Source organism: Lentzea sp. NPDC004789 (assembly GCF_053601075.1).
On record NZ_JBSGBE010000012.1, the window covers coordinates 144,867 to 169,260 of the forward strand.

Genomic DNA, 24,394 nt, shown 5'->3' on the forward strand with positions numbered 1-24,394 from the left:
TGAGAATGATCAGCGTTGCGCGCACGGGTCCTGGAACGTCACCTGCGGCATGCGCTCCGCCCACAGCTCAGGTGTGAGCACACCTCGGGTGGCGTTGCAGATCCGGTCGACCTGGTGGCCGACGTCGAGGTCCCACAACCGCACGACCCCGTCGGCGTTGCCGGTGGCGAGCACCCGGCCCTGCGGCGCGAACTGGACGAACGGTTCGGCCGCCCAGTCGCCGGTGATCTGCTGGCCCAGGTCGGCGGGCTCGGCCGGGTCGGTGATGTCCCACAGCCGGAACGTCCGGTCCGCGCTGCTGGTCGCGAGCAACCGGCCGTCCGCGCTGATCGAGAGCGTGCTGATCGTCCCGGTGTGCCCGTGCAGCTCGCTGATCTGCACCGGGTGCTCCAGGTCGCGCACGTCGAAGAAGCGGATCACCCTGTTCTGCCCGGCGATGATCAGCGTCTTGCCGTCCGGGGTGAAGGTCGCCCGGTTCACGATCTGCGGGTCGTCGATCGGCTTGCCGAGCAGCCTCGGCTTCGCCGGATCGCTCACGTCCCACAGGCGGACCGTCCGGTCGCTGCTCGCGGTGGCGAGCGTGCGGCCGTCCGGACTGAACTCCGCGTCGTTGACGTAGCCGTCGTGGCCGGTCAGCGGCTCGCCGATCGGCACCGGCCGGGCGGGGTCGCGCACGTCCCAGAACCGCACCGACTCGTCGTCGTGGCTGGTCAGGAGCACCTGGCCGTCCTGGCGGAACAGCACCACCGCCGCGAACCGGTTCGGCAGCACGAGCGGTTGGCCCAGCGGTCGCGCGTGCGCGGGGTCGGCGATGTCCCACAGCCGCACGGTTCTGTCACCGGCCGCCGTGGCGAGCACCTTGCCGTCCGGCCGGAACGCCGGTGTGCTGATGGTGCGCTCGTGTCCGAGCAGCGGTGGCCCGATCTGCTTCGGGTGACCCAGGTCCGACACGTCCCACAGCCGCACGGTCTTGTCGCTCGAACCGGTGGCGATGAGCTTGCCGTCCGCGCTGAACGCGGGCGTCGGCACGTGCAGGCTGTGGCCGAGCAGCACTGAGCGCGGCAGTGACCACAGCTGTACGGCGTTCTCCAGCGAACCGGTCGCGAGAGCGCTCCCGTCCGGGCTGAAGCCGATCGCGAAGAGGTTGGCGCCGCGTGCCGAGAGCGGCCGGCCGAGCAGGCTCGGTGCCGCCGGGTTGCTGAGGTTCCACAGCCGCACGGTGGCGTCGGCCGAACCCGAGGCGAGCACGAGACCGTCCGGGCTGAACTTCACCGACCACACCGGACCGGTGTGGCCGCCGAGCGGCTGGCCCACCGGGTTCTGCGTGGCGGGGTCCCACAACCGCACGATCTTGTCGTCGGCGCCGCTCGCGAGCAGCTTGCCGTCCGGGCTGAACGCCACGGTGTGGATGCCGGCGGTGTGGCCGGTCATCGGCTTGCCGATCCTCGTCCTGGTGGCGACGTCCCACAGCCGGATCGTCTGGTCGTCCCCGGTGGTGGCGAGGGTCTTGCCGTCCGGGCTGAACGCGAGGGAGCGGACCGCGGCGGTGTGCTCGCGCAGCGGTTCGCCGGAGGGTTTGGGGTTCGCCGGGTCCCGGACGTCCCACAGCCTGGCCGACTTGTCCTCGTTCGCCGCCGCGAGCAGCGTGCCGTCGGGGCTGAACTCCAGCAGGTAGGTGGGGCCGTTGCCGGTCTCGAGCGTCTTGATCGCCTTGGGCGAGCTCGGGTCGGTGACGTCCCAGAACCGGATCGTCGCGTCCTGTCCCGTGGTCGCGAGGACCTTGCCGTTGGGGGAGAAGACCGCGGAGCTCAGCCAGTCCCGGTGGCCGGTGATGACCGCGACCTGCTTGGGACGGCTGCGGTCGCGGACGTCCCAGAGGCGCGCGGTGCGGTCGTAGCTCGCCGTGGCCAGCAGGCTGCCGTCCGGGCTGAACGTCGTCAGGTAGACCGCGCCGGTGTGACCGGCGAGCGGGGTGGCCAGCGGGAGCTGCTGGCTGGCGAGCAGCTTGGCGTTCACGGCCTCGTCGTCCGGGCGCATGCGGTGCGCGACCGCCAGGAACTGCGCCGACAGCGACGGGTCGGACGTGGTGAGCCGGTCGGCCTCCGCGACGACCTGGCGGTACTGGGCGTCGTTGCGCTGCTGCACGGCGATCACCGCCGCGCCCGCCGCGATCAGCGCGAACACCGAGACCAGGGCGACCGCGCTGCGGCGCAGCCAGACGCTCTTTCGGTGCTGGCGCTCCGACGCCCGCACGAACTCCTTCGCGACCGCGGTGACGTTCTGCTGTTGCTGCCGCGCGCCTTCCAGCCGTGCGCCGCGGTAGAGCAACGACGAGTCGCGCTCGGTCGCCGCCCACGTCGTGGCGTCCTCCTCCAGCTTCTGCCGGGCGAGGTTGCCCGCGCGGTCCTCGTCGATCCAGCTGCGCAGCCGCGGCCACGCCTGCAGCAACGCCTCGTGCGTGATCTCGACGCTGCCGGAGTCGACGGTGACCAGGCGGGCGCGGGTGAGGACTTCGAGCGCGCGTTCGGTGGCGGGGAGGTTCTGGCTGGCCTCCAGCAGGTTGTGGCGGCTGGACCGGCGGCGGGTGTCCTGGGTGTCGTCACCGACCCGGACCAGGCGCAGGAGCAGCTGCCGTGCGGCGGCCTTGCCCGGCTCGTCGAGGTCGGCCCAGGCGCGTTCGGCCGTGGCGGCGACGGCGCCCTGGATGCCGCCGGCCGCGCGGTAGCCCGCGATGGTCAGCCGGCCCGCCTGCCTGCGCTGCCAGGTGACCAGCAGGGCGTGGCTGAGCAGCGGGAGCGCACCCGCGTCGTAGGCGTCCTTGCCGCGGCGGTTGTGGGTGCCCAGGTCGCGCAGCATCAGCTCGACCAGGCCCGCTTCGAGCTGCAGGCCCGCGGCCTTGGCCGGGTTCGTCACGGCGTCGCGCAGCTCGGCCGCCGTCATCGCGCCGAGCACCATCTGCCGGTTCTGCAGCGCCTCGGCGAGCTCGGGGAAGTCGAGGCAGCGGGCGTAGAAGTCGGCCCGCACGCCCAGCAGGACCGGCGTCTTCTCCGCCGCCGCGTGCAGGGCCTGCACGAAGATCCGCAGCCGGTTCTCGTCGCCGCCGAGCGTGAACGCCTCCTCGAACTGGTCGACGATCACCACCCGCTCGCCCACCGCGAGCTGCACCTCCTGCGCGAACTCGACGAGCGCCTCCGAGTCGGCGGCGGCCTCCAGCACGGGGATCAGGTCCGGCACCTGCAGCGCCAGCTCCTTCAACGGGTCCGTGCCGGGAGAAATGATGATGGCGTCTTTGCCGATGCGGGGAAGAACACCCGCCTTCATCAAACTCGACTTGCCGGCCCCGGACGCGCCGACGAGCATCGTGATGCCGTTCTCGTCGATTCTGGAGAGAAGGGCGTTCGTCGCCCTTTCCCGGCCGAAGAACCAATTCGCGTCCTGTGGCCCGAATGCGCTCAGGCCCATGTACGGGCAGACCGCGCTGTCCTCCTGGGGAGGCGTTTCCCGGTCGGCGACCGCGTCGGTGACCGGGCTCGCGAGCGCCTCCTCCCAGAGGGTGCGCCACGCGTCGAGGTCGTACAGACCGTCGATCACCGGTTGGGGCTTCCGCTTGCGCGCCTCGCCGACGAGGATCTCGAGGACGGCGCTCAGCCCGCTGAACCGGGCGGGCACGTTGCGCCCCCGCCGCCAGTCGCTGACGCGCTGGGCCGGTACGCGGACCGGTCTGCCCTGTTCGTCCGTACGGCGGGCGCGGGCGACCGACTCCGTGACTCGCTTCAGCGGTGGGTCACCTGCCTCCGCGTAGAGCAGCGCGAAGCGCTCCGCGAAGACGCCACGGGGTCCCAAGGGGCCTCCACCTCGTCCGGACCGGAAAACTACGACCGCCCGTCTGAGCTGCGGTGCACGCACCGGACGGGCCGTCCGCAGCCCACCCTAACGAGGTGGTCTGACAGCCTCGACTCCACGTCCTTTCACGAGACCGGGAGACCGTCACAGTGGTAGTGGCCAACTGGGGTGAAGCTTCCACGGCTGAGGAGTGTTGGGGGTCTCCTCAGCCGTGGCCGTCGCCGTCGCCGAGCGAGTGGCAGGGCGCGGCCTGCTAGGTCAGGCGGTCTTCCACAGCGCGTCCGCCTCCGGTTGCTTGGGCTGGACGCGGTTCGGGTCGGGCAGGTACGTCTCGGTCGGCAGCGTCACGTAGGTGATGCTCTCCGGTTTCAACGCGGTGAGCTTTCCCGCGAGGTCGGACAATTTCGCGATCGACCCGATCTCCTCGTCCGTCACGATCGACCTCGTGAGGATGTCCGCGAGCTGGAACGTTTTCTGCGGGCTCGCCAGCCAATTCTCGTTGGCCAGTTTCTCGCTCAACGCGCGCATGAACAGCTGCTGGTTCTTGATTCGGTTGAGGTCACTTCCGTCACCGATGCTGTAGCGCGTCCGGACGAATGCGAGAGCCTGCGTTCCGTCGAGCTCGACCGGTCCGGCCGGGACGTGCAGCCCGCTCTTCTCGTCGTCGATCGGCTCCGGCACGGTGAGGTCGATGCCGCCGAGCCGGTCGATGACGTCGCGGAAGCCGTTGAAGTCGATCTGGACGAAGTGGTCGATCCGGATGCCGCTCATCTGCTCGACCGTGGCCACCGTGCACGCCGCGCCGCCCGTGGCGAAGGCGCTGTTGAACATGGCGATGGCCGCGGGCGGGTTGGTCCCGCACCGCGGCCTGGGCACCATCGTGTCGCGCGGGATGCTGACGACGCGCGCCTGGTCGCCCGCGGCGTTGAGCTGCACGACCATGGCGGTGTCGGACCGCCCGTCGTCCTTGCCGATCAGCAGGAGGTTGAGCGGGCGGCCGGGCGTCGACGGAGGTCTGGGGTGGGTGATCTCCTTGGCGAGATCGACGGTCTTGAGATTGCTCTCCAGCCGCCAGTAGGAACCCCCGACCACGACGCCCGCCGCGACGGCCACGGCGGCCCCCGAGACCGCGAGCCATCGTTTCAAGTGGACGTTCATACCCCCGACGGTCCCGGCCGTTTGTCCGGATCGCGTCGGTGGTTCGTCATGGTTGTGTCACAGCGTGCCTCAGCTGGGCGAGGAACAGGTCGCTGTCGGCCGTGACGGCGTACCTGGCCTTGGTGCGTTCGGTCGCGATGTCCCGGCCGAAAGGGCTGCCCTCCGCGAGGAACCGCTGGTCGGCGACCAGCGCGCCGCGGGTGTAGCGGCCGGTGAGCTCGATCGCGAACCGGTCCTCGACGTAGGTGGCGAGGTCCGGCTGGAGCATGATCGCCGCGGCGAGCGGGTCGTGCGGGACGAACCCGGCCTTGCCCAGGAAGCTCTCGTAGAAGTCCGCGTAGAACCGGAGGAACCGCCGCGCGTAGTTGTCGTGCGGGAGCGCTTCCAGCCACTCGCCCGGTGCGTGGCTGGCCATCGTGACGTCCAGTCCGACGATCGTGAGGTCCGTGAAGCCCGCCTGGAGCACGAGGTCGGCGGCCTCGGGGTCGTGCCAGAAGTTGGCCTCGGCGTAGCTCGTGATGTTGCCGGGCACGTTGAGCGCGCCGCCCATCACCACGACCTTGTCGAGCAGCTCCGGCAGGCGTGGCTCGATCTGCAACGCCAGTGCGACGTTGGTGAGCGGGCCTATGGCCAGCAGGCTGAGCTGTCCGGGTTCCTCGCGCGCCATGTTCGCCAGCTGCTCGGCCGCGCTCTGCGGCACGTGCGTGGTCGTGGGGTCGTCTCCCGCGTGCCCGCCGAGCCCGTCCTGACCATGCACGCCCTCCGCGGTCATGAGCGGCTGCGCGAGCGGTCTGGCCGCGCCCATGGCCACGGGGACCTGCAGGTTCAGTCGTTCGACGAGCCTGAGCGCGTTGGCCGTGGCGACCTCGACCGGCACGTTGCCGTGCACCGTGCCGATGGCGGCTATTTCGGTGTCCGGGTGCGCGCGGAGGTAGTACAAAGCAAGGGCGTCATCGATGCCGGGGTCCGCGTCGACGATGATCCGCATGCACCCGATCATGCCATTGGGGGATGACATGACAATCCGTCCCGCAGTTCTCCCCGACGCCGCCGCAGTGGCGTCCGTGCACGTCCGGTCCTGGCAGAGCGCCTACCGCGGCGTGATCCCGGACGAGGTGCTCGACAACCTCTCCGTGGACGGCCGCACGGCCATGTGGGAACGCCTCATCCCGGACGGCGGCGTCTGGGTGGCGCTGGTGGACGACGTCGTGGTCGGTTTCGCCTCGGCCGGCCCGTCCCGGGACGACGACGCGCCCTTCGAGCTGTACTCGATCTACTTCCTGCCGTCCGCGTGGGGGAGCGGCCTGGCCGAGTCGTTGGCGCGCGCCGCCCTCGGCGACGAGCCGGACGTGATCGTGTGGGTGCTGGAGGACAACAAGCGGGCTCGCCGCTTCTACGAGCGCCTCGGCTTCACCGCGGACGGCGTCTCGAAGACGCAGACCGAGGGCGACGCCGTCCTGATCGAGCTCCGGTACCGCCGCCGCTAGACCGATTCCTCCTGCCTCCCGGCGAGGTCTACGTCTTCGTGAACGTGCGTCATTCCCGCATGAGGGGTGGTTCGATGTCCGATCTGAAGACGCAGGCCGATCTGCTGCGCAGGCTTCACCACGGGCCGATGCTCGTGCTGCCGAACGCATGGGACGAGGCCAGCGCGGTGCAGGTCGCCGAGGCCGGGTTCCCGGTGGTCGCGACCTCCAGCGCCGCCGTGGCGGAGGTGCTCGGCTTCGGCGACGGGGAGAAGGCGCCGTGGCGGGAGATGTTCGCGGCCGCCGCCCGGATCGCGGCCGCGGTGCCCGTTCCGGTGACCGTGGACGCGGAGGCGGGTTACGGCCTGGAGCCGCACCGGTTGGTGGAGGCGCTGGTGGACGCAGGTGTCGTCGGCTGCAACATCGAGGACACCGATCACCGTGCCGGAGGTCTCGTGGACGCCGAGGCGCAGGCCGAGCGGTTCGCGCAGGTGCGGGCGGCCGCGGACGAGGCAGGGGTGCCGATCGTCGTCAACGCGCGGATCGACGTCTTCCTGCCGTCGAGCGGGATCCGTGACCCGCTGGCCGAGGCGGTCCGGCGCGCCCGCCGCTACCTGGAGGCGGGCGCGGACTGCGTCTACCCGATCGGTGCCGGCGACGACCTGCGGCGACTCGTCGGTGAGGTGCCCGGGCCGGTCAACGGCAACACCACCGACTCGCTGGACCTGGCCGCGCTGGCGGCGCTGGGGGTGGCACGGGTGTCGTACGGCCCTCGCTTCTACCGGCAGGGGCCTGACGGCTTCCGCGCCGCGCTCGCGAAGTTGTGGACCGATTCCTCTTCATTGCGCGCGGAGTCCAACCCGTAGTCAGATTCGACGGAGGAGCGTGCCGTGTCCGCAGAGGCGATCTCGCCGATCAACAGCTGGCCAGCCGAGTTCGACCGGTTGCGGCCCGGCCTGGTCGCGCACTGCTACCGGATGACCGGCTCGCGCTCCGACGCCGAGGACGTCGTCCAGGAGACGTACCTGCGCGCCATGCGTGCGATGCCGGGCTTCGAGGCGCGCTCGTCGTTGAAGACGTGGCTCTACCGGATCGCGACCAACACCTGCATCACGGCGCTGAACCACCGCAGCCGGCGCGTGCTGCCCGCCGGGCTGGGGGCCCCGTCGAGCGATCCGGACGCCCACGTCTTCAGCGACGAGTCCGTCCCGTGGCTCGAACCGCTCCCCGACGCCCTGCTCGGCGATCCGGGTGAGGTGGTCGTGCAACGCGAGTCGGTGCGCCTCGCGTTGATCGCGGCGCTGCAGCACCTGCCGGTGCGGCAACGCGCGGCGCTGCTGTTGCGGGAGGTGCTCTCCTGGTCGGCCGCGGAGATCGCGGAGACGCTCGGCGTCAGCGTTCCGGCGGTGAAGAGCCTCCTGCAGCGGGCCCGCAAACGGCTCGACGAGGAGGACCTGCACGTGCCGGCTCCGCCGCCGGTGGAGCTGGAGCGCGCACTGCTGGAGCGCTACATCGCGGCGTTCGAGGCCGCGGACGTCGCCGCCATCCGTGCCGTCATCCACGACGACTTCCGGCTCGAAGCCGTGCCGCACCCCGTCTGGTTCCAGGGCGTCGGGGTGTGCCTGCCGTTCCTGGCGCGCCGTGCCTTCGGCGCCGCGGGGCTCGTCCGGCTGGTGCCGACCCGCTGCAACGGCCAGCCGGCCGCGGCGAGCTACCGGCGTGGCGCGTCCGGCGACCTGCTGGCCGACGGCCTGTTCGTGCTGGAGGTCGACGGCGACCGCTTCTCCCGGGCGGTCAAGTTCGACGACCCCGCCGCGGTCATCGCCGCCGGCCTGCCCGCCCGGCTGGTGGCGTGACCGCTTCGCGGCGATCTTCGTGGTGGTCGAGGATCGCCGTCACCAAGGGCCGCGTGCTGGCCGGCGGCCCGTCCGCGCCCATGGCCTGCGCGGTGCTGTTCGTGCCTTCCCAGATGATCGACAACTGGTCGGCGAGCACCTCGGGCTCCGCCACCCCCAGTCGCGCGGCCAGTTCGCCGAACCGCTCGCGCACCCACCTCTTGGCGCCGACCGCGCTCCGGTGAGCGGGCAGCTCCTCGTCGGGGAACTCGGCGAGCGTCATCATGCAGACGCATCCCCGGAACACCTCGGGCCTGATGTCCTCGGCGAGCGCGTCGAACATGGCGAGGATGCCCGCGCGTGCGTCGGAACCGGCCTTCGCGACGGCGGCGTCGAAGCGCGCTTCGGCCTGTTCTCTCGACCGCGCGACGTAAGCCGCGACGAGGTCGTCCTTCGTGGCGAACGCGCGGTAGAGCACGTTGGGTGAGACCCCGGCCTCCGCCGCGATCTTGTCGACGCCGGTGGCGCGGATGCCGCGCCAGTAGAACAGGCGGCTGGCGACGTCGAGGACGAGCTCCCTGGTCTCGGCCGCCGTCCGGCGCATCTCGGTTTCTCCTCTTGCTCGTGGCCCGTGCCGCACGCTAGCGTACCCGTGTTGTAAGGGAACGTTCCCTTACAAAGTCGACTGTGGGGATGAGATGAACAAGACAGCACTGGTGACCGGGTCCTCGCGCGGCATCGGCCGGGCGATCGCCGAACGCCTGGCCGCGGACGGCGCGCACGTGGCCGTGCACTACGGCAGCAACAAGCAGGCGGCGCTGGAAACCGTCGCCGCCATCGAGGCGGCCGGCGGCCGGGCGTTCCCGGTGGAGGCCGACCTGTCCCGGCCGGACGGCGTCGACCTGCTGATCGACGGCCTGACCGAGGGCCTCGCCGGTCGGCCGTTGGACGTGCTGGTGAACAACGCCGCGGTGTTCGGCCCCGGTGTCGACGCGACGCCGGACGAGTTCGACCGCGTCTTCCACGTGAACGTGCGCGCGCCGTTCTTCATCATCCAAAAAGCACTGCCGCTGCTGCGTGAGGGCAGCCGGATCATCAACATCTCGTCGGGCGTCACCTGGTTCGCGATCCCGGAGGCGGTCTACGCCATGACGAAGGGCGCGCTGAACGCGTTGGGCCGCTCGCTGGCGAACACCTTGGGGGACAGGGGAATCACGGTGAACACCGTCTCACCGGGCATCACCCGCAGCGACATGAACACCTGGCTCGACGACGTGCCGGGCGCCGCGGAGGGCGTCGCGAAGATCGTCGCGCTCGGCCGGATCGGTGACGCGGCCGACATCGCCGACGCGGTCGCGTTCTTCACGACGCCGGACAGCAGGTGGGTCACCGGACAGGTGCTGGAGGTCAACGGCGGCCTCTACCTGGGGCCGCGGGAGCCCCTGCACCACTGACTCCGCGGCTAGCGCTGGATGGTGATCTCGTCGATCAGCACCCCGTCCTCGTCGAGGGCGCGCACCTTCATCCTGGCCGGCGTGCCGTTGGTCTTCGGGGTGACGTCGACGGCCGTGATGCCGTAGCCGCGGTAGCGCACCCGCGACCAGGTGACCTTGGTGTCCGTGAAGCTCGCGCTGTTCTTCTTGTAGCACCGCATGGTGGCGTCGCCGGGGTTCTCGTGGTCCAAATAGGACTCCGGCGCGTCCTTGCAGAACTTGTCGAGCGCCTGGCCGCCGGCTCCCGCGGTGATGTACGTGGTGCCGTCCTTGGCGGGGTCGACCGTGCTTCCCGGCTTCCTGGGCGTGCCTTTGCCCGCCTTGATCGGATCGGTGCGCTCGTAGACGCGGTTGTGCGCGTTGAGCACGAGGTCGACCTGGTACCTGTCGAACACCGGCGCCCACTTCTGCTGGGCGACGCTCTCCGCCCCGCCGCCGTCGGACGTCGAGTACGTGGCGTGGTGCAGGTAGACGACGATGAAGTCGATCGACGGGTCCTTGCGGAACTTCGCGAGCTGGCCGTTCAGCCAGGTGAGCTGCTTTCCCCTGGTGTGGTCGAGGTTCGCGGTGTTGCGGTTGCAGATGTCGTTGCCGTCCAGGCTGACCAGGCCGACGTTCTGGTACCGCCACGCGTAGATGCCGGTCGAGCCGCTCCAGGCGTTGTCCGGCATGGTGAACCGCGCCCTGACGCCGCCGTAGCCGTTGGGGGAGTACCACTCCTCCATCTCGCGGTTGCCGAGGGTGATCATCCACGGCACGTTCTTCGCGAGGAACTCGTTCTGCGCGAACAGCGAGTTCCACCTGGCGGCGTCGTACTTGTCCGTGGTGGGATGCCCGCCCTCGACGTTGGGCGTGCCGTGGTGGATGGCGTAGCTGAGGTTGCCGAGCGCGAGGTGGAACGCGGGACCCTGGTCCGCGGCGAGACTGGTGAGCTTGCGCGCGTTGTAGCCGTACCCCTGATCCCCGAACGCGGTGAACGTGAACGGCGTGCTCGTGGTCGACGCGGTGCGGAACTGCGCGACCTCGCCGAGGTGGTAGTTGTCGTGTCCCACAACGTAGAAGTACGTCGTGTCCGGCGTCAGCCCGTCGAGCTCGACGTGCAGGTAGTACTGGTACATCGGGTCCGGCCCGTGCGGCGGGAAGCTGTGATCCCCTTCCTGCCAGCCGATTTCGCTCCTGAGCGTGCGCACCTCCGCGGCGATCGGTGCCCCGAACTCACCCGCCGCGGTGGCGATCCGCACGTACGGCCTGCCGACCTTCTCCAGCTGCTGCCAGGAGATCACCACCTGCGTGGCGGGGTTGGCACCGAACGCGAGGTGCCGCCCGACCGGTCGTGCCTTCCGCCCGTCCGGCGCCGCCGCGGCCGTGAGGACCTTGAACAGCGCCCGTCGTGAGGTCTCAGTCATGGCAGGGCCTTTCAGCTGCGGCGGATGGTGAGCTCGTCGATCAGCGCACCCGTCTCGGTGAGCGCGCGGACCTTCATCTCGGCTGGTGCACCTGTGGTTTTCGGTTTGACGTCAACGACAACGAGCCCGTATCCCCGGAACCGCACCCTCGACCAGGTGACCTTGACCAGCTTCTCCTCGCCGTCCTCTTGGTCGACCCGCATGGTCGCCGTGGCGTCCTTGACGTTGCCGTAGTAGGAATCGCCGACCTTGGCGTCCGCCCAGCTGTTGATGCTCTCGCCACCACCACCCGCCGTGATGTAGGTGGTGCCGTCCCTGACGGGGTTGACGGTGCTGCGGATGTCCGCCTTCCTGGTGCCCTTGCCGGCCCGGATCGGATCCGTGCGCTCGTAGACGTGATTGTGCCCGTTGAGCACCAGATCCACCTGGTACTGGTCGAACAAGGGCGCCCACCGCTTCTGCGCGCCGACCTCGGCCCCGTTGTTCCCGGACGTCGAGTACGTGCACTGGTGGCAGTAGACGACGATGAAGTCGACCTTCGGGTCGTTGCGGAACTTCTCCAGCTGCGCCTTGAGCCAGACCTGCTGCCTGCCCTCGGTGTAGTCGAGGTTGGCGTCGCTGTTGTAGCAGATGTCGTTGCCGTCCAAGCTGATGAGCCCGACGTTGAGGTACCGCCACGAGTAGATGCAGGTCGACCCGTCCCAGGCGTTGTCGGGCATCGTGAACCGGGCCCGCATCCCGCCGTACCCGTGCCGGTCGTACCAGCTCTCCATCTCGTGGTTGCCCAACGCCACCATCCACGGAATCTCCGCGGCCACCAACTCGTTCTGCGCGAAGAACGAGTCCCACTTCCGCGCGTCGTAGACGTCCGTCGCGGGCCGCCCGCCCTCCCCGTCGTTGGCGTAGCTCATGTCCCCCATGGCGAGGTGGAACTGCGGCGCCAGATCCGCAATGAGACTGTTGGTGGCCAACGCGTTGTAGCCGACCCCTTGGTCCCCGAACGCCGTGAAGCTGAACGGTTTGCCGGTGGTGGGTGCCGTCCTGAACGTGGCCGGCTCCACCGGCTCACACCCTTGATGCCCGACCACGTAGTAGTACGTCGTGTCCGGCACCAGATCGTCGAGCCGCACGTGCAGGTAGTACTGCGTGACGGCCTTCCCGAGGTGCGGCGAAACCGTGAAGAGCGCACCCTTCTCCTGCCAGGCCAGGTCACTGACCAAGGCCCGCACCTCGGCCTCGATCGCCTCCCCGTACTCCCCGGCCTTCGTCCCGACCCGCAGACAGGGCTTTTCGACCCTGCCCGGCACCTGCCACGACACCACGACCTGCCGCGACGGATCCTGCCCGAACGCGAGATGCCGCCCGAACGGCCGGACCGCCGCCCCGACGTTCTCACCCCTGAGCAACACCTCAGGCGCTCTGAACCGCAAGGACGCCGCAGTCACCAACCCGGTGACCAGCACCGCCCCGCCGGCACCGACCCGGAAGAGCCCCCGCCGCGAGTACCGCCGCGCGGCATCCTCGTAGAGCTCCTGAAGACGTGGACCGTTCGCCTGTGACCTGCGCCGCGGAGGCTCACTCATGCCCGCAAATTAGGAAACCTTCTTTCCTTAAGTCAATGACCGTTGGGGCACAACAACACCCGCACGCAACTTCTGCCGGGACTTCTGCCGGTTCCTATCATGAGCACTCCGCCGACCAGGAGAGCCGCCATGGCGTTCCGCCGCAGCCTCGAATCCCGCGAGGCCGACATAGCCCGCCAGGTGTTCGGCGACGCCCTGGACATCAGCGCCCTGCGCCTGGCGGAAGGCGGCCTGCTGGGCAGCTTCGGCGTGGCCCGCACCCTGCCGAGGCTCGTCACGTTCCCCAAGGGTGTCCTGACCACACCACAACACCAGGCGAACTACGAGCGCTGGCTCGTCCACGAACTCACGCACGCCTACCAGTACCAACACGGCCACAGCGTCCTCAGCCTGCTACCCACCGCCATGGCCGGCTTCTTCTCGAAGGGCCTCTACGACTACGGCGGCGCGGCCGGGCTGCACGGAAAGACGTTCGCCGACTTCAACACCGAACAGCAGGCCAACATCGTGGCCGACTACTACTACCTCAGCACCTACGAACCGCACCGCGACCTTTCCGCGTACGAGCCGTACATCGCCCACGTGCGGTCAGGGGCCTGAGCGCGTCACGGCCACGCCCGAGCCAACCGCAGAAACGTCTCGCGGTCGCTGTGCACGGGCACCACGCAGAGCAGATGCCCGCCGGGCGCACGCAGCGTGTGACACTCCAGCCACCGCGAAACCGGCTCCGCCCCCAACGCCGTCAGCCGGGCGACCTCCGCCGCCACGTCATCGGTCTCGATGTCGACGTGATAGCGCGGAGCGTCGTCGACCGCCTGAACGTCGACGGTCAAGCCGGGCACGGCGCCGTCCAGTGCCGTGAACTGCTCCTCGCCCTCCACGGAACGCGCCGGCACACCCAGTGCGGCGGACCAGAAGCCCGCGGCCGCACCGGCTTGCGCGACAGGCGTGTCGATGAAGATCCCGAACAGCCGACTGTGGTGCACGCCCCGAGCCTATCCGCGATCGATCACCCGGCGAGGCGGCGTCCGACCTGCCCGCGGGTCGGCTCGGTACTCGTCCACGAGGCGGAAGAACAGTTCGAGGGGGTCCTCGGGCCCGGCGTTCTGCTCGATGGCGTGCGCCCAGCCGCAGGACATGCCCCACCCGAACCGGGCGGCAAGCCAGTCGTTGAAGGCGCCGTGGGCTCCGAACGGGAACTGTTCGCCGATGCCGTGGACTTCCAGCGCCATGCCGTAGCCCCGGAGCGTGGTCTCCAGCTCGGGCAGCCGGCCTTCGCGGATCCACATGCCTGGGCGGAGCCGGATCTCCTGGAGCAGGCCGTAGACGTCAGCGTGCTCGGAAAGCGGATTGGGCCTCGGTCGATCGCCTGCGGGCATGGCCGAAGTCTAAGGCGGCGCGGCTGATCAAAAGATCAAGCTCCGACCGCGTTGCCGCTGGTCAGAGCTTGATTTCACCCGGCGAAAGGTGGTGCCCCAGGCAGGATTCGAACCTGCGACACACGGTTTAGGAATGTGCTTTTCGGGCCGGGAGTGCTGATCTACCTGCGGGTTTACCGTCACAAACGCTCGCACCATGTGCCGTCTGGTCTCGGTTTGGCCACAGTTCGCACCACGACCCGCACCATGCGCCAGGACCCTCGCCTCCAGCGGGCGTGAGGCAGACCGAGCCGCAGCGCTTCCTGCACAGTAGTTGGAGCGACGTCTCTCTGCTAGAACAAAGGAAACGTTTGGTGGTGTTGACTCGATCAATCTTGAGTACAGAGGCGCCAGATTGAGACTTGACGAGGTGCGGCGCAGAGTCCGGGACGGGTCCTCGTCACGGTTCTGCTGGTGTTAAGGAGTCAGGATAATGACGTCGGAGCCTCCACCGACAGAGATCCTGCTGAGCGATCTCCTGGCCACGCAGCAGACACAACCGATCAGGCCGCCCACTGCCACGCCTAGGTTGCTACCGTTTGAAGAATTGTCACCTTATGTATTTGAGCGACTCGTAGCAGAGGTCGTTCTGAAGGTTGAAGGCCTCGATGACGTTAGAGTCCATGGACGCTCCGGGCAAAACCAAGGTGGCATCGACCTAGTCGGTTGGCTTGACGACGAGACCCGCGTATATCAGGTTCGCCGCATCAAGAAGCTGACTGCGGCGAAGCTTGTACGTGCTGTGCGAGACTATGCTGGACCTGTTAGAACAAGCTCCAATAGGAAGGAATGGACGAAGCGGCGATTCAATGCCGACCGTTTTGTGCTTGCTACTGGCTGTGAAGTCGACGATACGGCTGTAGATGAAGCCCTCGGTCAAATTAAGGAGGATTACAAAGGTGATCTACGCATTGAACTATACGATGCATTTCGCCTATCTAGGATGCTTCGGGATTACCCAAGGATTGTAGCCGGGATTTTTGGGGCAGACTGGGCAAAGGTCTACTGCGGAGATGGCTTAGCGGCTCTGAGTGCTGCACCCGAGGTGGTGAGGCCGCGCATTACATTGGTGCCGCAGTACGGGCACGAAGTCGTGAACCGTCCTGATTTGCTAGTGCCACTGGTTGGGGAACTCTGTCGTGAGGCGGAGGAAGCGCAAGCTGCAGTAGATTGCATTGATCAGGAAGATGACGAAGAAGACGACGATCATCTAGTGTCAGTTTCGGGCCTCCAGGGCGCAGGAGGTTTCGGTAAGACTACTCTGGCAAAGCAAATCGGCCGTGATACGAGAATAAAGAGGAGCTTTCCGGACGGCGTTCTGTGGATCACTATTGGTGAGCATGTCGGTGGCGCCGAACTTGCTAGCCGGATTAACGATCTCGCTTTGCAGGTCACGGGTGAGCGGCGCGACTTTGTGGATCCGTACCAAGCGGGCGCCCATCTTGGGCGCGTATTGTCAGGCGGCTGCTGGCTCCTTGTTGTGGATGATGTATGGCACTACGAGCAACTGACACCATTTCTGCACGGCGCTCGCCGATGTGTTCGCCTCGTAACGACTCGTAAGGCTCATGCGCTGCCAACATGGGCGAATGTCATCCGTGTGCCTCCAATGCGCACCGCCCAGTCGCGCAACGTCCTGATGGGCGGACTACCGAACTCCACTGTAGGTGTGTCTAGTCTTTTGCGCGTCGCTGATGGGTGGCCCATCCTTTTGAATCTCATGAATCGATGTATCAAGCGCTACATGCGGCACGGCATGTCAATGGATGCTTCTGTCGAGCGCATGAAGGCAAGCCTTGCGTTGCATGGTCCAGCCAGTTTTGATATTAATGGTGTCCGCCAGCGGGAAGCGGCAGTTTCGGCCACCGTAGAAGTGAGTTTGCTTGAGCTTGCTGAGAACAGTCCGGTTGCATTGGATTGTTATCTAGCGCTTGCAATTTTTCCTGAGGATCTTGATGTTTCGCTCGAAGTGCTTCAAGGGTATTGGGATCGCATCCAGGGCGTGAGAGTTGACGCACTGGCGCTTTGTATGGATTTTGATGATCTGTCGCTCGTCCAAAGTTTTGACGCAACGTCGCAGACTGTACGCCTGCATGACATTATTCGCCTATACATAAGGCATCGAGACGGTGTCGATATAGCGGGTCTTAATCGAGATTTCCTTGATTCGTGCAGGCCTGTCCTGCGGGACGTCGATAAGGAATCCGGGGTTGCGCCGTGGTGGACGCAAGAACGATGCGGCAAGTACTTGCAGCATCAGCTCGGATTTCATCTAGCTGAAGCTGGGCTGTGGGACGAGCTGGATGCTGTCACTCAGCACGAGCAGTGGCTATTGACAATCATGTCCAGATGGTCGGCCGCGGTTGCAATATCTCATCTCGAATACTCAACTTCCGTTGAATCGGCCAACCTGAAACGCATAATTGATGAGGCATCGACTGCTTTGGCTGATCTGCCGGACGTGAAGATGATTGCCCCTACTCTCCTCTCGTACTTGGAGAATGCCGATAGTGCAATGAAGCAGGTCTCCCGCCTGAAGACTTTGTTGGACGGAGTTCCGTATCTTGGCTTTGCGTCCCATGTCGTAAATAGTTCTGAATTTGAATCCATTGGCCCAGATTCACTGCCGGCTGCTGGAACGGTTTACGAGCGTGACTTCGTTGTCGGAAAGATTCAGGCCTTGCCGGCAATGTATGGGCGCATCCAGTCAATTTCGCCTGCCGGGCGCTCATTTGTTTGCATGACCGACCGCGGGATGGTGTGTATCTTCGATCCGAGAACTGGCGGAGTTCAGATTCTGTCTTCTCGTGCGAACTGGCTAAGCTCATACTGTATCGCAGGCGTGGAACCTTTAGTCGTTACCGGCGGATATGACGGCTGTGTGACGGTCTGGCGTAATGGTGTTCCTGTGGCCCGCTGGAAGGCCCACAGGCACGGCGTATCGACAATCGCGGCGACACATGATGGATGCCGTATTTTTTCGGCAAGTGTGGATGGGTCGGTAACCGCTTGGTCCGCAGCTGGTGAGCGTATGTGCTCTATACAGGATGCTAATTGGCTTCCTGTAAGACGTATGATTGTAAGCCCAGATGATAGTTGGATTGCTATGTCTGGGCCGAATCGGGCATTCAATGTGTCGATGGCCGATGGATCAGATTCGTTCGATGCACTGTCGGCGGGAGCGGTGAAGTTGTTGACGGTTGATCAAACCGGGAATCGTGCGTTCCTAGCCCTTGATGGTGGCCAAATGGTCTACTTTGATTTGATCAGTCGAACGTTGCGGTCAATTGGCGGTAGCGGCGCGAGTGTATCTGTAATGAAGTTCAGTCCTGACGGTAGATATGTCGCGGCTCTTGACACTCGCAGACATATCTGCATATGGGATTCTCATGTCTTGAAGCGTGTCGCAGGGATTGGTATCGCCAGACCTTTTTACAGCCTGGACTGGGTAAGCGATTCCAGTGCGCTGCTTATTTCTAGCGATACCATGGGCTTGCGTAGATTCGAGCTTCGAAATTTTGACTAACGCATGTCGCGGACGCAGTCAACTCGTATGGGTCGCGTTCCGCAGCTCTAGTGTCGTAGCATCGGTGGCGTGACGGAGCACCCTGAGGAGCTTAGGTGGAAAGTCCACGGCAAGAGGACGGTTTATGACAATCGATGGGTTAAAGTCGACCTGGTAGACGTAGAGCCTCCGGACGGAAGCCGATTTGAGCATCATGTTGTCAGGCTTGATCATGTAGCAGTTGCCCTGCTGGTAAATGAACACGACGAGGTATTGACCCTCTGGCGGTACCGGTTCGCGGTTGATCAGTGGGGGTATGAACTCATCGGTGGACTGGTTGAGGAGGGTGAAGCGCCTTCGGCGACTGCCGCTCGTGAGGCTGAGGAAGAAACTGGCTGGCGACCGATCGGCGAGCCCGAGCACATCGGCACTTTCCAGCCGCTGCCGGGAATCATTGATGCCCCAGTCGATGCTTATGTCTGGCATTCGGCAACCAAGGTCGGTGAGCCGACTGACGGCGAGGAAGCCGCCCGGATCGAGTGGATCTCCATAGATCGAGTCCTCGACTTGGTGCGGCGGGGGGAGGTTCTCGGCTCGGGCGCGATCGTGCCTCTCCTCTACTACCTGGCGTCACGCGCTGTCGGAACGTCCTCGGGGGACCGGTAGCTCTAGGTTCGCGAGACGTCGTTGCTGGCGATCGGACTTGATGCGGGACGCAAGCTGTCGTGCCTTGCGCGCGTAGTCGAGCGCTCCGCGGCTGTCGCCAGCAGCGGCGTACGCGAAGGCGAGATCTACGTACAGGTTGGTCTGACCGCGCACGGCGTTGAGTCCGGGTGTGGCGAGATCTCGAACGGCTGCTTCGAGTTGGTTGATGGCGTCCTGGTCGCCCAACCGCAAGAGCGAGCTGCCGCGCCAGCGCACGAGTTGTCCTTCGTTGAGGAGTAGGAAGGGCATCTCGGGATTGACCGGGTTCGTTGGCAGCAAAGAGCTTGCGTCGTCGAACGCACGCAACGCCGCGTCCCGTTGGCCATCGGCGGCGAGCCCTTCGCCGTGTGCTGCGGCGAGCCACGATCGCAGCAACGACGGCGCGCGGTTCTCTGCGACGTACCGCGCGTACTCCAGCAGTTCGACGGCCTCGGCCGGCTGCCCGATGTCGAGCAGGATCACCGCTTGCTGTGCGGCAGCGTGCGCCAGCAACTGAGGTGAATCAGCTTCTCTCGCTGAGACTTTCGCGTCCTCGTGGTACTGCCACGCCTGAAGTTGCGAACCCCTATCCAGCGCGGTCCAACCGGCGAGCGTTCGCGCATCTGTGAGGATTGCGGCGAGCCGTTCGCGGTGACGTGAACTCACGCTGAACGTACGGTACTCCTCGATCTGGCGTACCAGGCTGTTCAACTGGTCCAGCACCACCACGGCGCCGAATTTGTGGTCAGAGCTGCGCAGGTCGTTGACCTGTCGCTGAAACATGTCGAGCGTTCCGCGGTCGATGCTGCGCGCGACGATCAGCCGTTCGCGCAGCTCTTCAGCGCTCTGGTTCTCGACCTCGGGTGGGAACCCAAGCTCTTCGTTGGTTCGTCCGTAGAACTCTCGGAACAACCGTTGATATCCGGGGTCGGTCACCTCTACGTGGCCGTTCTCCCAACGCGACATCATGATGAGCATTGATTGCTCTGTCGCGTGGGGAGCGCCGATCTGCGGCCCCCGTGTCAGGAAGAACCTGACCACCTGCGCCTGCGTGTGGCCAAGCTCCTGACGGACCCCTTGCAGCCTCGATCGAGGCTGGTCATCACGCTTCCTTGTCGCCACGTCTCCCCGTTCCCCAACGGTTGTGACCTGCGGACCTAACTCCACCTAACACGCGGCGTGATAGCCGCTGACAATTATTTCGACCCCCTCTCCGGATGTCTGCTGTTCACATGACAGCGACACCGAAAGCAACAAGCGAACGAAAGCTAGTCCTTTCGACGGCTCCCATCGTCGAGGCGGCTAGCGAGCGTTCCGACCTGAGCGCGAAGGCCGCGCAGTTCTCGAATAATCGTGTTGAGCAGCGGAACAAGGGGATTGTCAGCCGTGAGGGCCGGCGGTTCGGGTGGCGTCTTTCCTTGCAGCACCGAAATGAGGTGCTGGGGGTGCCAGTCGAGCGCAATCGACAGCGCTTCGAGCGTCCGCGGATTGCGCCGCCGTTGGATCTTTCCCTGTTGCATCTCGCGAACGATCGCGAGCGACACCCCGGATCTCTCCGCCAGTTCCTTCTGCTTCAAAGCCAGCTCTGCCGCGCGGGCGTTCATTGCCTCCGCGACTGCCGACCAATCCTCTGCCACGTACGCCTCCGTGCTCCGCCTCAGCGCCGACGTTAGCGCGCGCATGTGCCCTGAAACGGGGTTAGCGCTGACATCGGCGGTGAATCGCCATTAATCAACGCCAACGTCAGCGCCTTCGGAGAAGAAATCAGTCTTTCGAAAGGTATTCAGCTGATGACTACGTCAGGCACGGCGGGGAGCAACCCGCCGATCTTCTACACAGTCGCCGAAGCCGCGCGCATCCTGCGTGTGGACGTGGCGACGATCTACCGGGCGATCCGAGAGGACGCGTTCCCGGCGGTGCGGCTGCGCACTCGCTACGTGATCCCTTCTCGTGCGGTCGAGGAGATCGTTCGACAGGCGTCGGAGTCCGGAAGCGTCGTGGACGTTGCCCGGATGACCGCTGAGCGCCGGTCCGCCCGTGAGTTCGAGCGGAAGTCCGGGGGTGCGTGGTGAACCCGGAGAACTACTACGAGGTGATCGCGGCCGAGCTCGACCGCTACGCCAAGGTCCCGGACGACGTGCTGATGGAGATCGTCACCCGTGACGGCACGTGCATGTGGTTGTGGGCCAACGAGGAGGACGGCCCGGAGTGGCAGGGCGAGGAGATCACGGATCGGGAGTTGGCGGCTCGTCTGTGCGAGCCGTGCCCGGTGCGGCGGCTCTGCCTTGAGTGGGAGCTGCGCCTTGCTGGTGAGCACCAGTTCGGAGTGTGCGGCGGACTGACTGGAGAGGACCGACGCGCGCTCTACCTCGTGTGGCGTGCCCGTCGCGACCGGATGAACGAGGACCAGGACGGAGGGCAGTTCCGTGACGTTTAACGTGACACCGACGCAACTGCTCGCCGCTCTGGGCGTGGCCGTGGTGCTGCTGTGGATCTGGCGAGCCAGTGCCCGTAGGGCGAAGGCTGCCGCAAACGCAGCGCGAACGGGTGCTCGGTTGCTCTCGCTGACCGGGCGGGTGCTGGTGATGGCTGGCGTCATCGTCGGAGTTCAGTGGGTGGTGATCACGCACCGGGGCGACACCGTGTTGTTGCTCGTGGTGCTGGGGCTGCCCGCGCTGTTCGCCGCGTACACGCTGACCCGTGCACTCACGATCACGTCTTACGACAGTCCGCGCAGTAAGGGTGATCGGCGATGAACGCGATCATTCGGGTTCGGGAAGGGGTAGCCGCCTTCGGGCGGCTGCCCGCCGCCCCGGCAGCGCAGCAGCTCGCGGCCGACGCTGCGGAGGCGGCAGAGCTGAGGGCCTACGCGACGCACCCGGACGTGGTCGCGCTTCGCGTCGAGCGGGTCCGCGCTGAGGTCGACCGGCTGTGCTGGGTAGGGATCGTGCTCGGTCTCGGCTTCACGATGACCAACGTCCAGAGCTTCGCGGCAGCGGGCACGCCGGCATGGTCGCTGCCGTGGCTCGCAGCGTGGTTGCTCGATCCCACGGTGTCGCTGGTGCTGTTGGCGATCCTGCGGGCTGAGCAGGTGACCGCGCGGTACCAGGTGCGCACAGGTGCGTGGACGCGTCGGGCGAAGTGGTTCACGCTCGCGGCCACGTACGTGATGAACACCTGGCATTCGTGGGCGGAAGGGTCCGTGTCGGGGGTGGTGCTGCACTCGGTTCCGCCTCTCGTGGTGTTCGTCGCTGCGGAGGCCGTGACGGACCTGCGAGACAAGCTCACGGAAGCGGTCACGGCCGCGTTCACCGAAGCGCAGCGCCGCGCGGCACCGGTCGTATCGGCGAGCGTGCCGAAGACGACCACTACCGAGCGTCCGGCAGTGGAACGTAAGCAGCGCAACAGGAGTCGGCCCAAGCGACGAGTGACGTTCGAGGACTACCTAGCGGCTGCACGCGAAGCGTGGACACCTGAGGTCATGGTCAGTCCCGCATGGGTGCGTGAGGTCACCAGGTGCTCGCGTGGCCTGTCGTCACGGCTCGCCGCAACGCTCGCGGCCGAACTCCGGACCGCGACCACATCGGACGGAGGTGATCCGCGGTGACCGAGCAGGACCGAGAGTTGGCCAACGTGGAGGCCTCCCTGCCGGTGCGGGCGGTGCTCGAAGGCGAGTTCGTGAACGACGTCTCGCCGGTTGAGCGGACGCCGTGGCGTCGGCGGGTCGTGAACTGGTGGCGGCGTTCACCGCGTGTGCCGCTATGGGCGAAGGACAGGGTTCACGCGGTGCAGGCCGTGAAGGATCTCGTGGTGGCCGTGCTGCGTTCACCGTTCCGGTTCGTGGGCGCGGTGGTGCGTGGCCTGGTGGTCGCGGTGCGGTGGTGGCGTTCATGGGTGACCGTGCGGGACTACCGGGAGGCGGCCGAGCAGTCGGAGAAGCTTGCGGACAAGTTCACCGACATCCGGGAGTTGACGTTGTTCCGGTGGAAGGTCACCGGGGCAACGGTGGTCACGGTGGCGGTCGTGGTCGCGATGCTCGACCTCGTGTACGGGCACCGGGTGCTGTGGATCGTGGGTGGCGTCGCGTCGGTGGCGTTGGCGATCCTCGGTCGCCGGAAGGACGGCAGCCCTGGGCGTAAGGCGGTGCTTGCCGGACCGCGCACGCTGACGTGGACGATGGATCCTCAGGTTCTCGTGGACGCGTTCCGGGACGCGAAGCTGATCGGGAAGGACGAGACGCTGCGCCTGGTCGATCGAGCCACGCGCAGGGGCGAAGGATGGGCGGTCACGGTTGATCTGCCCGCTACCCGCAAGGCGGCCGACGTCGTCAAGCAACGGGAAGCGCTCGCGTCCGCGCTCGCAGTGGACGAGATCCAACTCAGTGTGGAGCGGGTGCGCGGCAACGGCGGTCACGCTGGACGGGTGGCGATGTGGGTAGCTGATGAGGACCCGTACGCGAAGCCGCCCATCCGGACGCCGTTGCTCGGGGTGCATCGGTGGGATGCGTGGCGGCCGGTGCCGTTCGGTACCGACGCGCGCGGACGCCGGATCGATCTGCCGATGGTGTGGACGTCGGTCCTGATCGGCGCGATTCCCAGGCAGGGCAAGACAATGGCCGAACGGCTCGCGGCCGCGGGCTTGATCTTGGACCCGCACACCAGGCTGTACGTGGCGGACTTCAAGAATGGCAAGGACTGGAAGGCGGCCGAGCAGGTAGCGCACCGGTTCATGTCCGGCGACGACAGCGAACACGTGCTGGCGTTCCTGGACTGGCTCGTGGAACTGGTCGCGGACGTCCAGGGCCGCTACCGCAGGATGCAGGACCTGGACGACCTGACGTGCCCGGAGTCGAAGGTGACGCCGGACATGTCACGTGATCCAGCGCTCGACATGCCGATCACGGCCCTGGTCGTGGACGAGGTGCAAATTCCGCTGGAGGACCGTACTCCTGTTGAGGTGCAAGGGAAGAAGCTCACCGCGGGTGAGTACATCGGGGAGTTGCTGACCTGGTTGGCGAAAAAGGCGCCGGCCGCAGGGGTGATCCTGGTGCTGGCGACACAACGGCCGGACAGCAAGACCATCCCGTCCAGCCTCCGCGCAGTGCTCGGGTCACGGTTCGCGTTGCGAGTGATGGACTGGCGCGACAGCAACATCATCCTCGGGGAGCAGATGAACACGCGCGGGTACGACTCCAGTCGTCTCCTGCCGTCCCACAAGGGCGTGGGCATCCTGCGGCCGGACGGCGAGACCCAAGCGGGCGCGGACGTGCTCGCGCTGACCGTGCGCACGTTCTACATGCCCAACGAGGACTGGCGGGAGATCTGCCAGCGCGGGCGAGCGTTGCGGGAGGCGGAAGGCACGCTCACCGGACACGCGGGAGGGCAGGAAGCACAGCCGATGCTCGACCATGCTGCTGTGGCGAAGGCCATCGGCAGCGCGCCGACACTTGCTGAGGCGGAGAGGGCCGACGAGATCGAGTTGCCCGAACCGCTAGCGTCCGTTGTGGACTATCTCAATGGCAACGGTGACCGGGACTTCGTTCCTACGGCCGAACTCGTAGCTGCGCTCGATGTTGCGCCCACGTTCGGGCTCGACATGGCCAAGTTCGGCTGCCGTTCGACACGGGACAGAGTGCCATTTGAGGACGGCGTGAAACAGGTGCGCGGCTACGCCGTTGCCGACATTCGTGCAGCGGTCGAGCGCCTCCGCGCAGCGGCCGTGATCGACGGTGAGGTGATCGACGATGGCGACAGCTGACCCGTCACAACCCGTCCCAGGCACCCGCCACCCCGTCACACGCCGTGTGACGGGGTGGAAACCAGGGTCTAGCTGCGGAAACGGACCGCCGTGACGGTGTGACGCGTGACGGGGAACCCCGTCACAGCTCCCCAGGATGGCTGTGTGCCGCGCCTTCTGAGCGAGAGAGCGGCACACGGCTCACCTGTCCCGTCTGAAGGGACTTCCCCTCGCTCACTGCTTCACGCCAACGGCGCCTCCAACCGT

22 protein-coding genes are annotated in these 24,394 nt (G+C 66.4%); 12 read left to right on the top strand and 10 right to left on the bottom strand.

The genetic code is table 11. The annotated features are described in order from the left end of the window. Positions 1 to 9 precede the first annotated feature (9 nt). The 3 genes from ACWEIJ_RS26390 to ACWEIJ_RS26400 form a co-directional block, all read right to left on the bottom strand. Complete coding sequence (locus ACWEIJ_RS26390) at positions 10 to 3,843, bottom strand: nSTAND1 domain-containing NTPase (protein ID WP_449839912.1); 3,834 nt, start codon at positions 3,841 to 3,843, stop codon at positions 10 to 12. Between the two features lie 258 nt (positions 3,844 to 4,101). Next, on the bottom strand, positions 4,102 to 5,001 hold the full coding sequence (locus ACWEIJ_RS26395) for an LCP family protein (RefSeq protein WP_449839913.1): 900 nt from the start codon (positions 4,999 to 5,001) through the stop codon (positions 4,102 to 4,104). Between the two features lie 46 nt (positions 5,002 to 5,047). Next, entirely contained in the window at positions 5,048 to 5,989 is a 942-nt protein-coding gene (locus ACWEIJ_RS26400) for a nucleoside hydrolase (RefSeq protein WP_449839914.1), read from the bottom strand. Positions 5,990 to 6,017: 28 nt separating this feature from the next. On the opposite strand from ACWEIJ_RS26400, the gene ACWEIJ_RS26405 reads away from it, so the two are divergent. From ACWEIJ_RS26405 to ACWEIJ_RS26415, 3 genes are all read left to right on the top strand, one after another. Continuing rightward, positions 6,018 to 6,488 carry an N-acetyltransferase family protein gene (locus tag ACWEIJ_RS26405; RefSeq protein ID WP_449839915.1) on the top strand — a complete coding sequence of 157 codons (471 nt, stop codon included), beginning with the start codon at positions 6,018 to 6,020 and terminating at the stop codon, positions 6,486 to 6,488. A gap of 74 nt (positions 6,489 to 6,562) precedes the next feature. After that, complete coding sequence (locus tag ACWEIJ_RS26410; RefSeq protein WP_449839916.1) at positions 6,563 to 7,333, top strand: isocitrate lyase/PEP mutase family protein; 771 nt, start codon at positions 6,563 to 6,565, stop codon at positions 7,331 to 7,333. 24 nt (positions 7,334 to 7,357) lie between these two features. Continuing rightward, positions 7,358 to 8,323, top strand: coding sequence for an RNA polymerase subunit sigma-70 (locus ACWEIJ_RS26415; protein ID WP_449839917.1), 966 nt, complete (start codon positions 7,358 to 7,360; stop codon positions 8,321 to 8,323). Here the strand turns inward: ACWEIJ_RS26415 and ACWEIJ_RS26420 are convergent. Continuing rightward, a complete protein-coding gene (locus ACWEIJ_RS26420) occupies positions 8,286 to 8,906 on the bottom strand; it encodes a TetR/AcrR family transcriptional regulator (protein ID WP_449839918.1) in 621 nt (206 codons plus the stop codon). The genes ACWEIJ_RS26415 and ACWEIJ_RS26420 overlap by 38 nt on opposite strands. Before the next feature lie 94 nt (positions 8,907 to 9,000). On the opposite strand from ACWEIJ_RS26420, the gene ACWEIJ_RS26425 reads away from it, so the two are divergent. Next, on the top strand, positions 9,001 to 9,756 hold the full coding sequence (locus tag ACWEIJ_RS26425) for an SDR family oxidoreductase (protein ID WP_449839919.1): 756 nt from the start codon (positions 9,001 to 9,003) through the stop codon (positions 9,754 to 9,756). A gap of 8 nt (positions 9,757 to 9,764) precedes the next feature. Here ACWEIJ_RS26425 and ACWEIJ_RS26430 read toward each other — a convergent pair whose 3' ends face one another. Both ACWEIJ_RS26430 and ACWEIJ_RS26435 read right to left on the bottom strand, forming a co-directional pair. Next, a complete protein-coding gene (locus tag ACWEIJ_RS26430; RefSeq protein ID WP_449839920.1) occupies positions 9,765 to 11,201 on the bottom strand; it encodes a purple acid phosphatase family protein in 1,437 nt (478 codons plus the stop codon). Positions 11,202 to 11,212: 11 nt separating this feature from the next. Beyond that, complete coding sequence (locus ACWEIJ_RS26435; RefSeq protein WP_449839921.1) at positions 11,213 to 12,784, bottom strand: purple acid phosphatase family protein; 1,572 nt, start codon at positions 12,782 to 12,784, stop codon at positions 11,213 to 11,215. Positions 12,785 to 12,883: 99 nt separating this feature from the next. On the opposite strand from ACWEIJ_RS26435, the gene ACWEIJ_RS26440 reads away from it, so the two are divergent. Then, on the top strand, positions 12,884 to 13,384 hold the full coding sequence (locus tag ACWEIJ_RS26440) for a hypothetical protein (RefSeq protein WP_449839922.1): 501 nt from the start codon (positions 12,884 to 12,886) through the stop codon (positions 13,382 to 13,384). A gap of 5 nt (positions 13,385 to 13,389) precedes the next feature. Here the strand turns inward: ACWEIJ_RS26440 and ACWEIJ_RS26445 are convergent, their stop codons facing one another. Together ACWEIJ_RS26445 and ACWEIJ_RS26450 are read right to left on the bottom strand one after the other, a co-directional pair. Beyond that, positions 13,390 to 13,770, bottom strand: coding sequence for a VOC family protein (locus tag ACWEIJ_RS26445; RefSeq protein WP_449839923.1), 381 nt, complete (start codon positions 13,768 to 13,770; stop codon positions 13,390 to 13,392). 9 nt (positions 13,771 to 13,779) lie between these two features. Continuing rightward, positions 13,780 to 14,163 (bottom strand): hypothetical protein, encoded by a 384-nt coding sequence (locus tag ACWEIJ_RS26450; RefSeq protein ID WP_449839924.1) that lies wholly within the window; start codon positions 14,161 to 14,163, stop codon positions 13,780 to 13,782. A 472-nt stretch (positions 14,164 to 14,635) separates the two neighbouring features. On the opposite strand from ACWEIJ_RS26450, the gene ACWEIJ_RS26455 reads away from it, so the two are divergent. Both ACWEIJ_RS26455 and ACWEIJ_RS26460 read left to right on the top strand, forming a co-directional pair. After that, positions 14,636 to 17,728, top strand: coding sequence for an NB-ARC domain-containing protein (locus tag ACWEIJ_RS26455; RefSeq protein ID WP_449839925.1), 3,093 nt, complete (start codon positions 14,636 to 14,638; stop codon positions 17,726 to 17,728). A 69-nt stretch (positions 17,729 to 17,797) separates the two neighbouring features. Further along, positions 17,798 to 18,373, top strand: a complete 576-nt coding sequence (locus tag ACWEIJ_RS26460; RefSeq protein ID WP_449839926.1) for an NUDIX domain-containing protein — start codon at positions 17,798 to 17,800, stop codon at positions 18,371 to 18,373. On the opposite strand, the gene ACWEIJ_RS26465 is transcribed toward ACWEIJ_RS26460, so the two are convergent. Then, positions 18,338 to 19,513, bottom strand: a complete 1,176-nt coding sequence (locus tag ACWEIJ_RS26465) for a tetratricopeptide repeat protein (RefSeq protein ID WP_449839927.1) — start codon at positions 19,511 to 19,513, stop codon at positions 18,338 to 18,340. The genes ACWEIJ_RS26460 and ACWEIJ_RS26465 overlap by 36 nt on opposite strands. 146 nt (positions 19,514 to 19,659) lie before the next feature. Beyond that, the gene (locus ACWEIJ_RS26470) at positions 19,660 to 20,028 is read right to left on the bottom strand and encodes a helix-turn-helix domain-containing protein (RefSeq protein WP_089910391.1); all 369 of its coding nucleotides are present in this window, start codon (positions 20,026 to 20,028) and stop codon (positions 19,660 to 19,662) included. Positions 20,029 to 20,181: 153 nt separating this feature from the next. On the opposite strand from ACWEIJ_RS26470, the gene ACWEIJ_RS26475 reads away from it, so the two are divergent. The 5 genes from ACWEIJ_RS26475 to ACWEIJ_RS26495 are packed head-to-tail and all read left to right on the top strand — an operon-like array spanning position 20,182 to position 24,148. Next, positions 20,182 to 20,463 carry a helix-turn-helix domain-containing protein gene (locus ACWEIJ_RS26475; protein WP_346131805.1) on the top strand — a complete coding sequence of 94 codons (282 nt, stop codon included), beginning with the start codon at positions 20,182 to 20,184 and terminating at the stop codon, positions 20,461 to 20,463. Next, entirely contained in the window at positions 20,460 to 20,828 is a 369-nt protein-coding gene (locus tag ACWEIJ_RS26480) for a WhiB family transcriptional regulator (RefSeq protein ID WP_449839928.1), read from the top strand. The genes ACWEIJ_RS26475 and ACWEIJ_RS26480 overlap by 4 nt, the downstream gene beginning before the upstream one ends. After that, complete coding sequence (locus ACWEIJ_RS26485) at positions 20,818 to 21,147, top strand: hypothetical protein (protein WP_449839929.1); 330 nt, start codon at positions 20,818 to 20,820, stop codon at positions 21,145 to 21,147. The genes ACWEIJ_RS26480 and ACWEIJ_RS26485 overlap by 11 nt, the downstream gene beginning before the upstream one ends. After that, the gene (locus ACWEIJ_RS26490) at positions 21,144 to 21,998 is read left to right on the top strand and encodes a hypothetical protein (protein ID WP_449839930.1); all 855 of its coding nucleotides are present in this window, start codon (positions 21,144 to 21,146) and stop codon (positions 21,996 to 21,998) included. Before ACWEIJ_RS26485 ends, ACWEIJ_RS26490 begins: the two co-directional genes overlap by 4 nt. After that, positions 21,995 to 24,148, top strand: a complete 2,154-nt coding sequence (locus ACWEIJ_RS26495) for an FtsK/SpoIIIE domain-containing protein (protein ID WP_449839931.1) — start codon at positions 21,995 to 21,997, stop codon at positions 24,146 to 24,148. The genes ACWEIJ_RS26490 and ACWEIJ_RS26495 overlap by 4 nt, the downstream gene beginning before the upstream one ends. Positions 24,149 to 24,394: the final 246 nt, after the last annotated feature.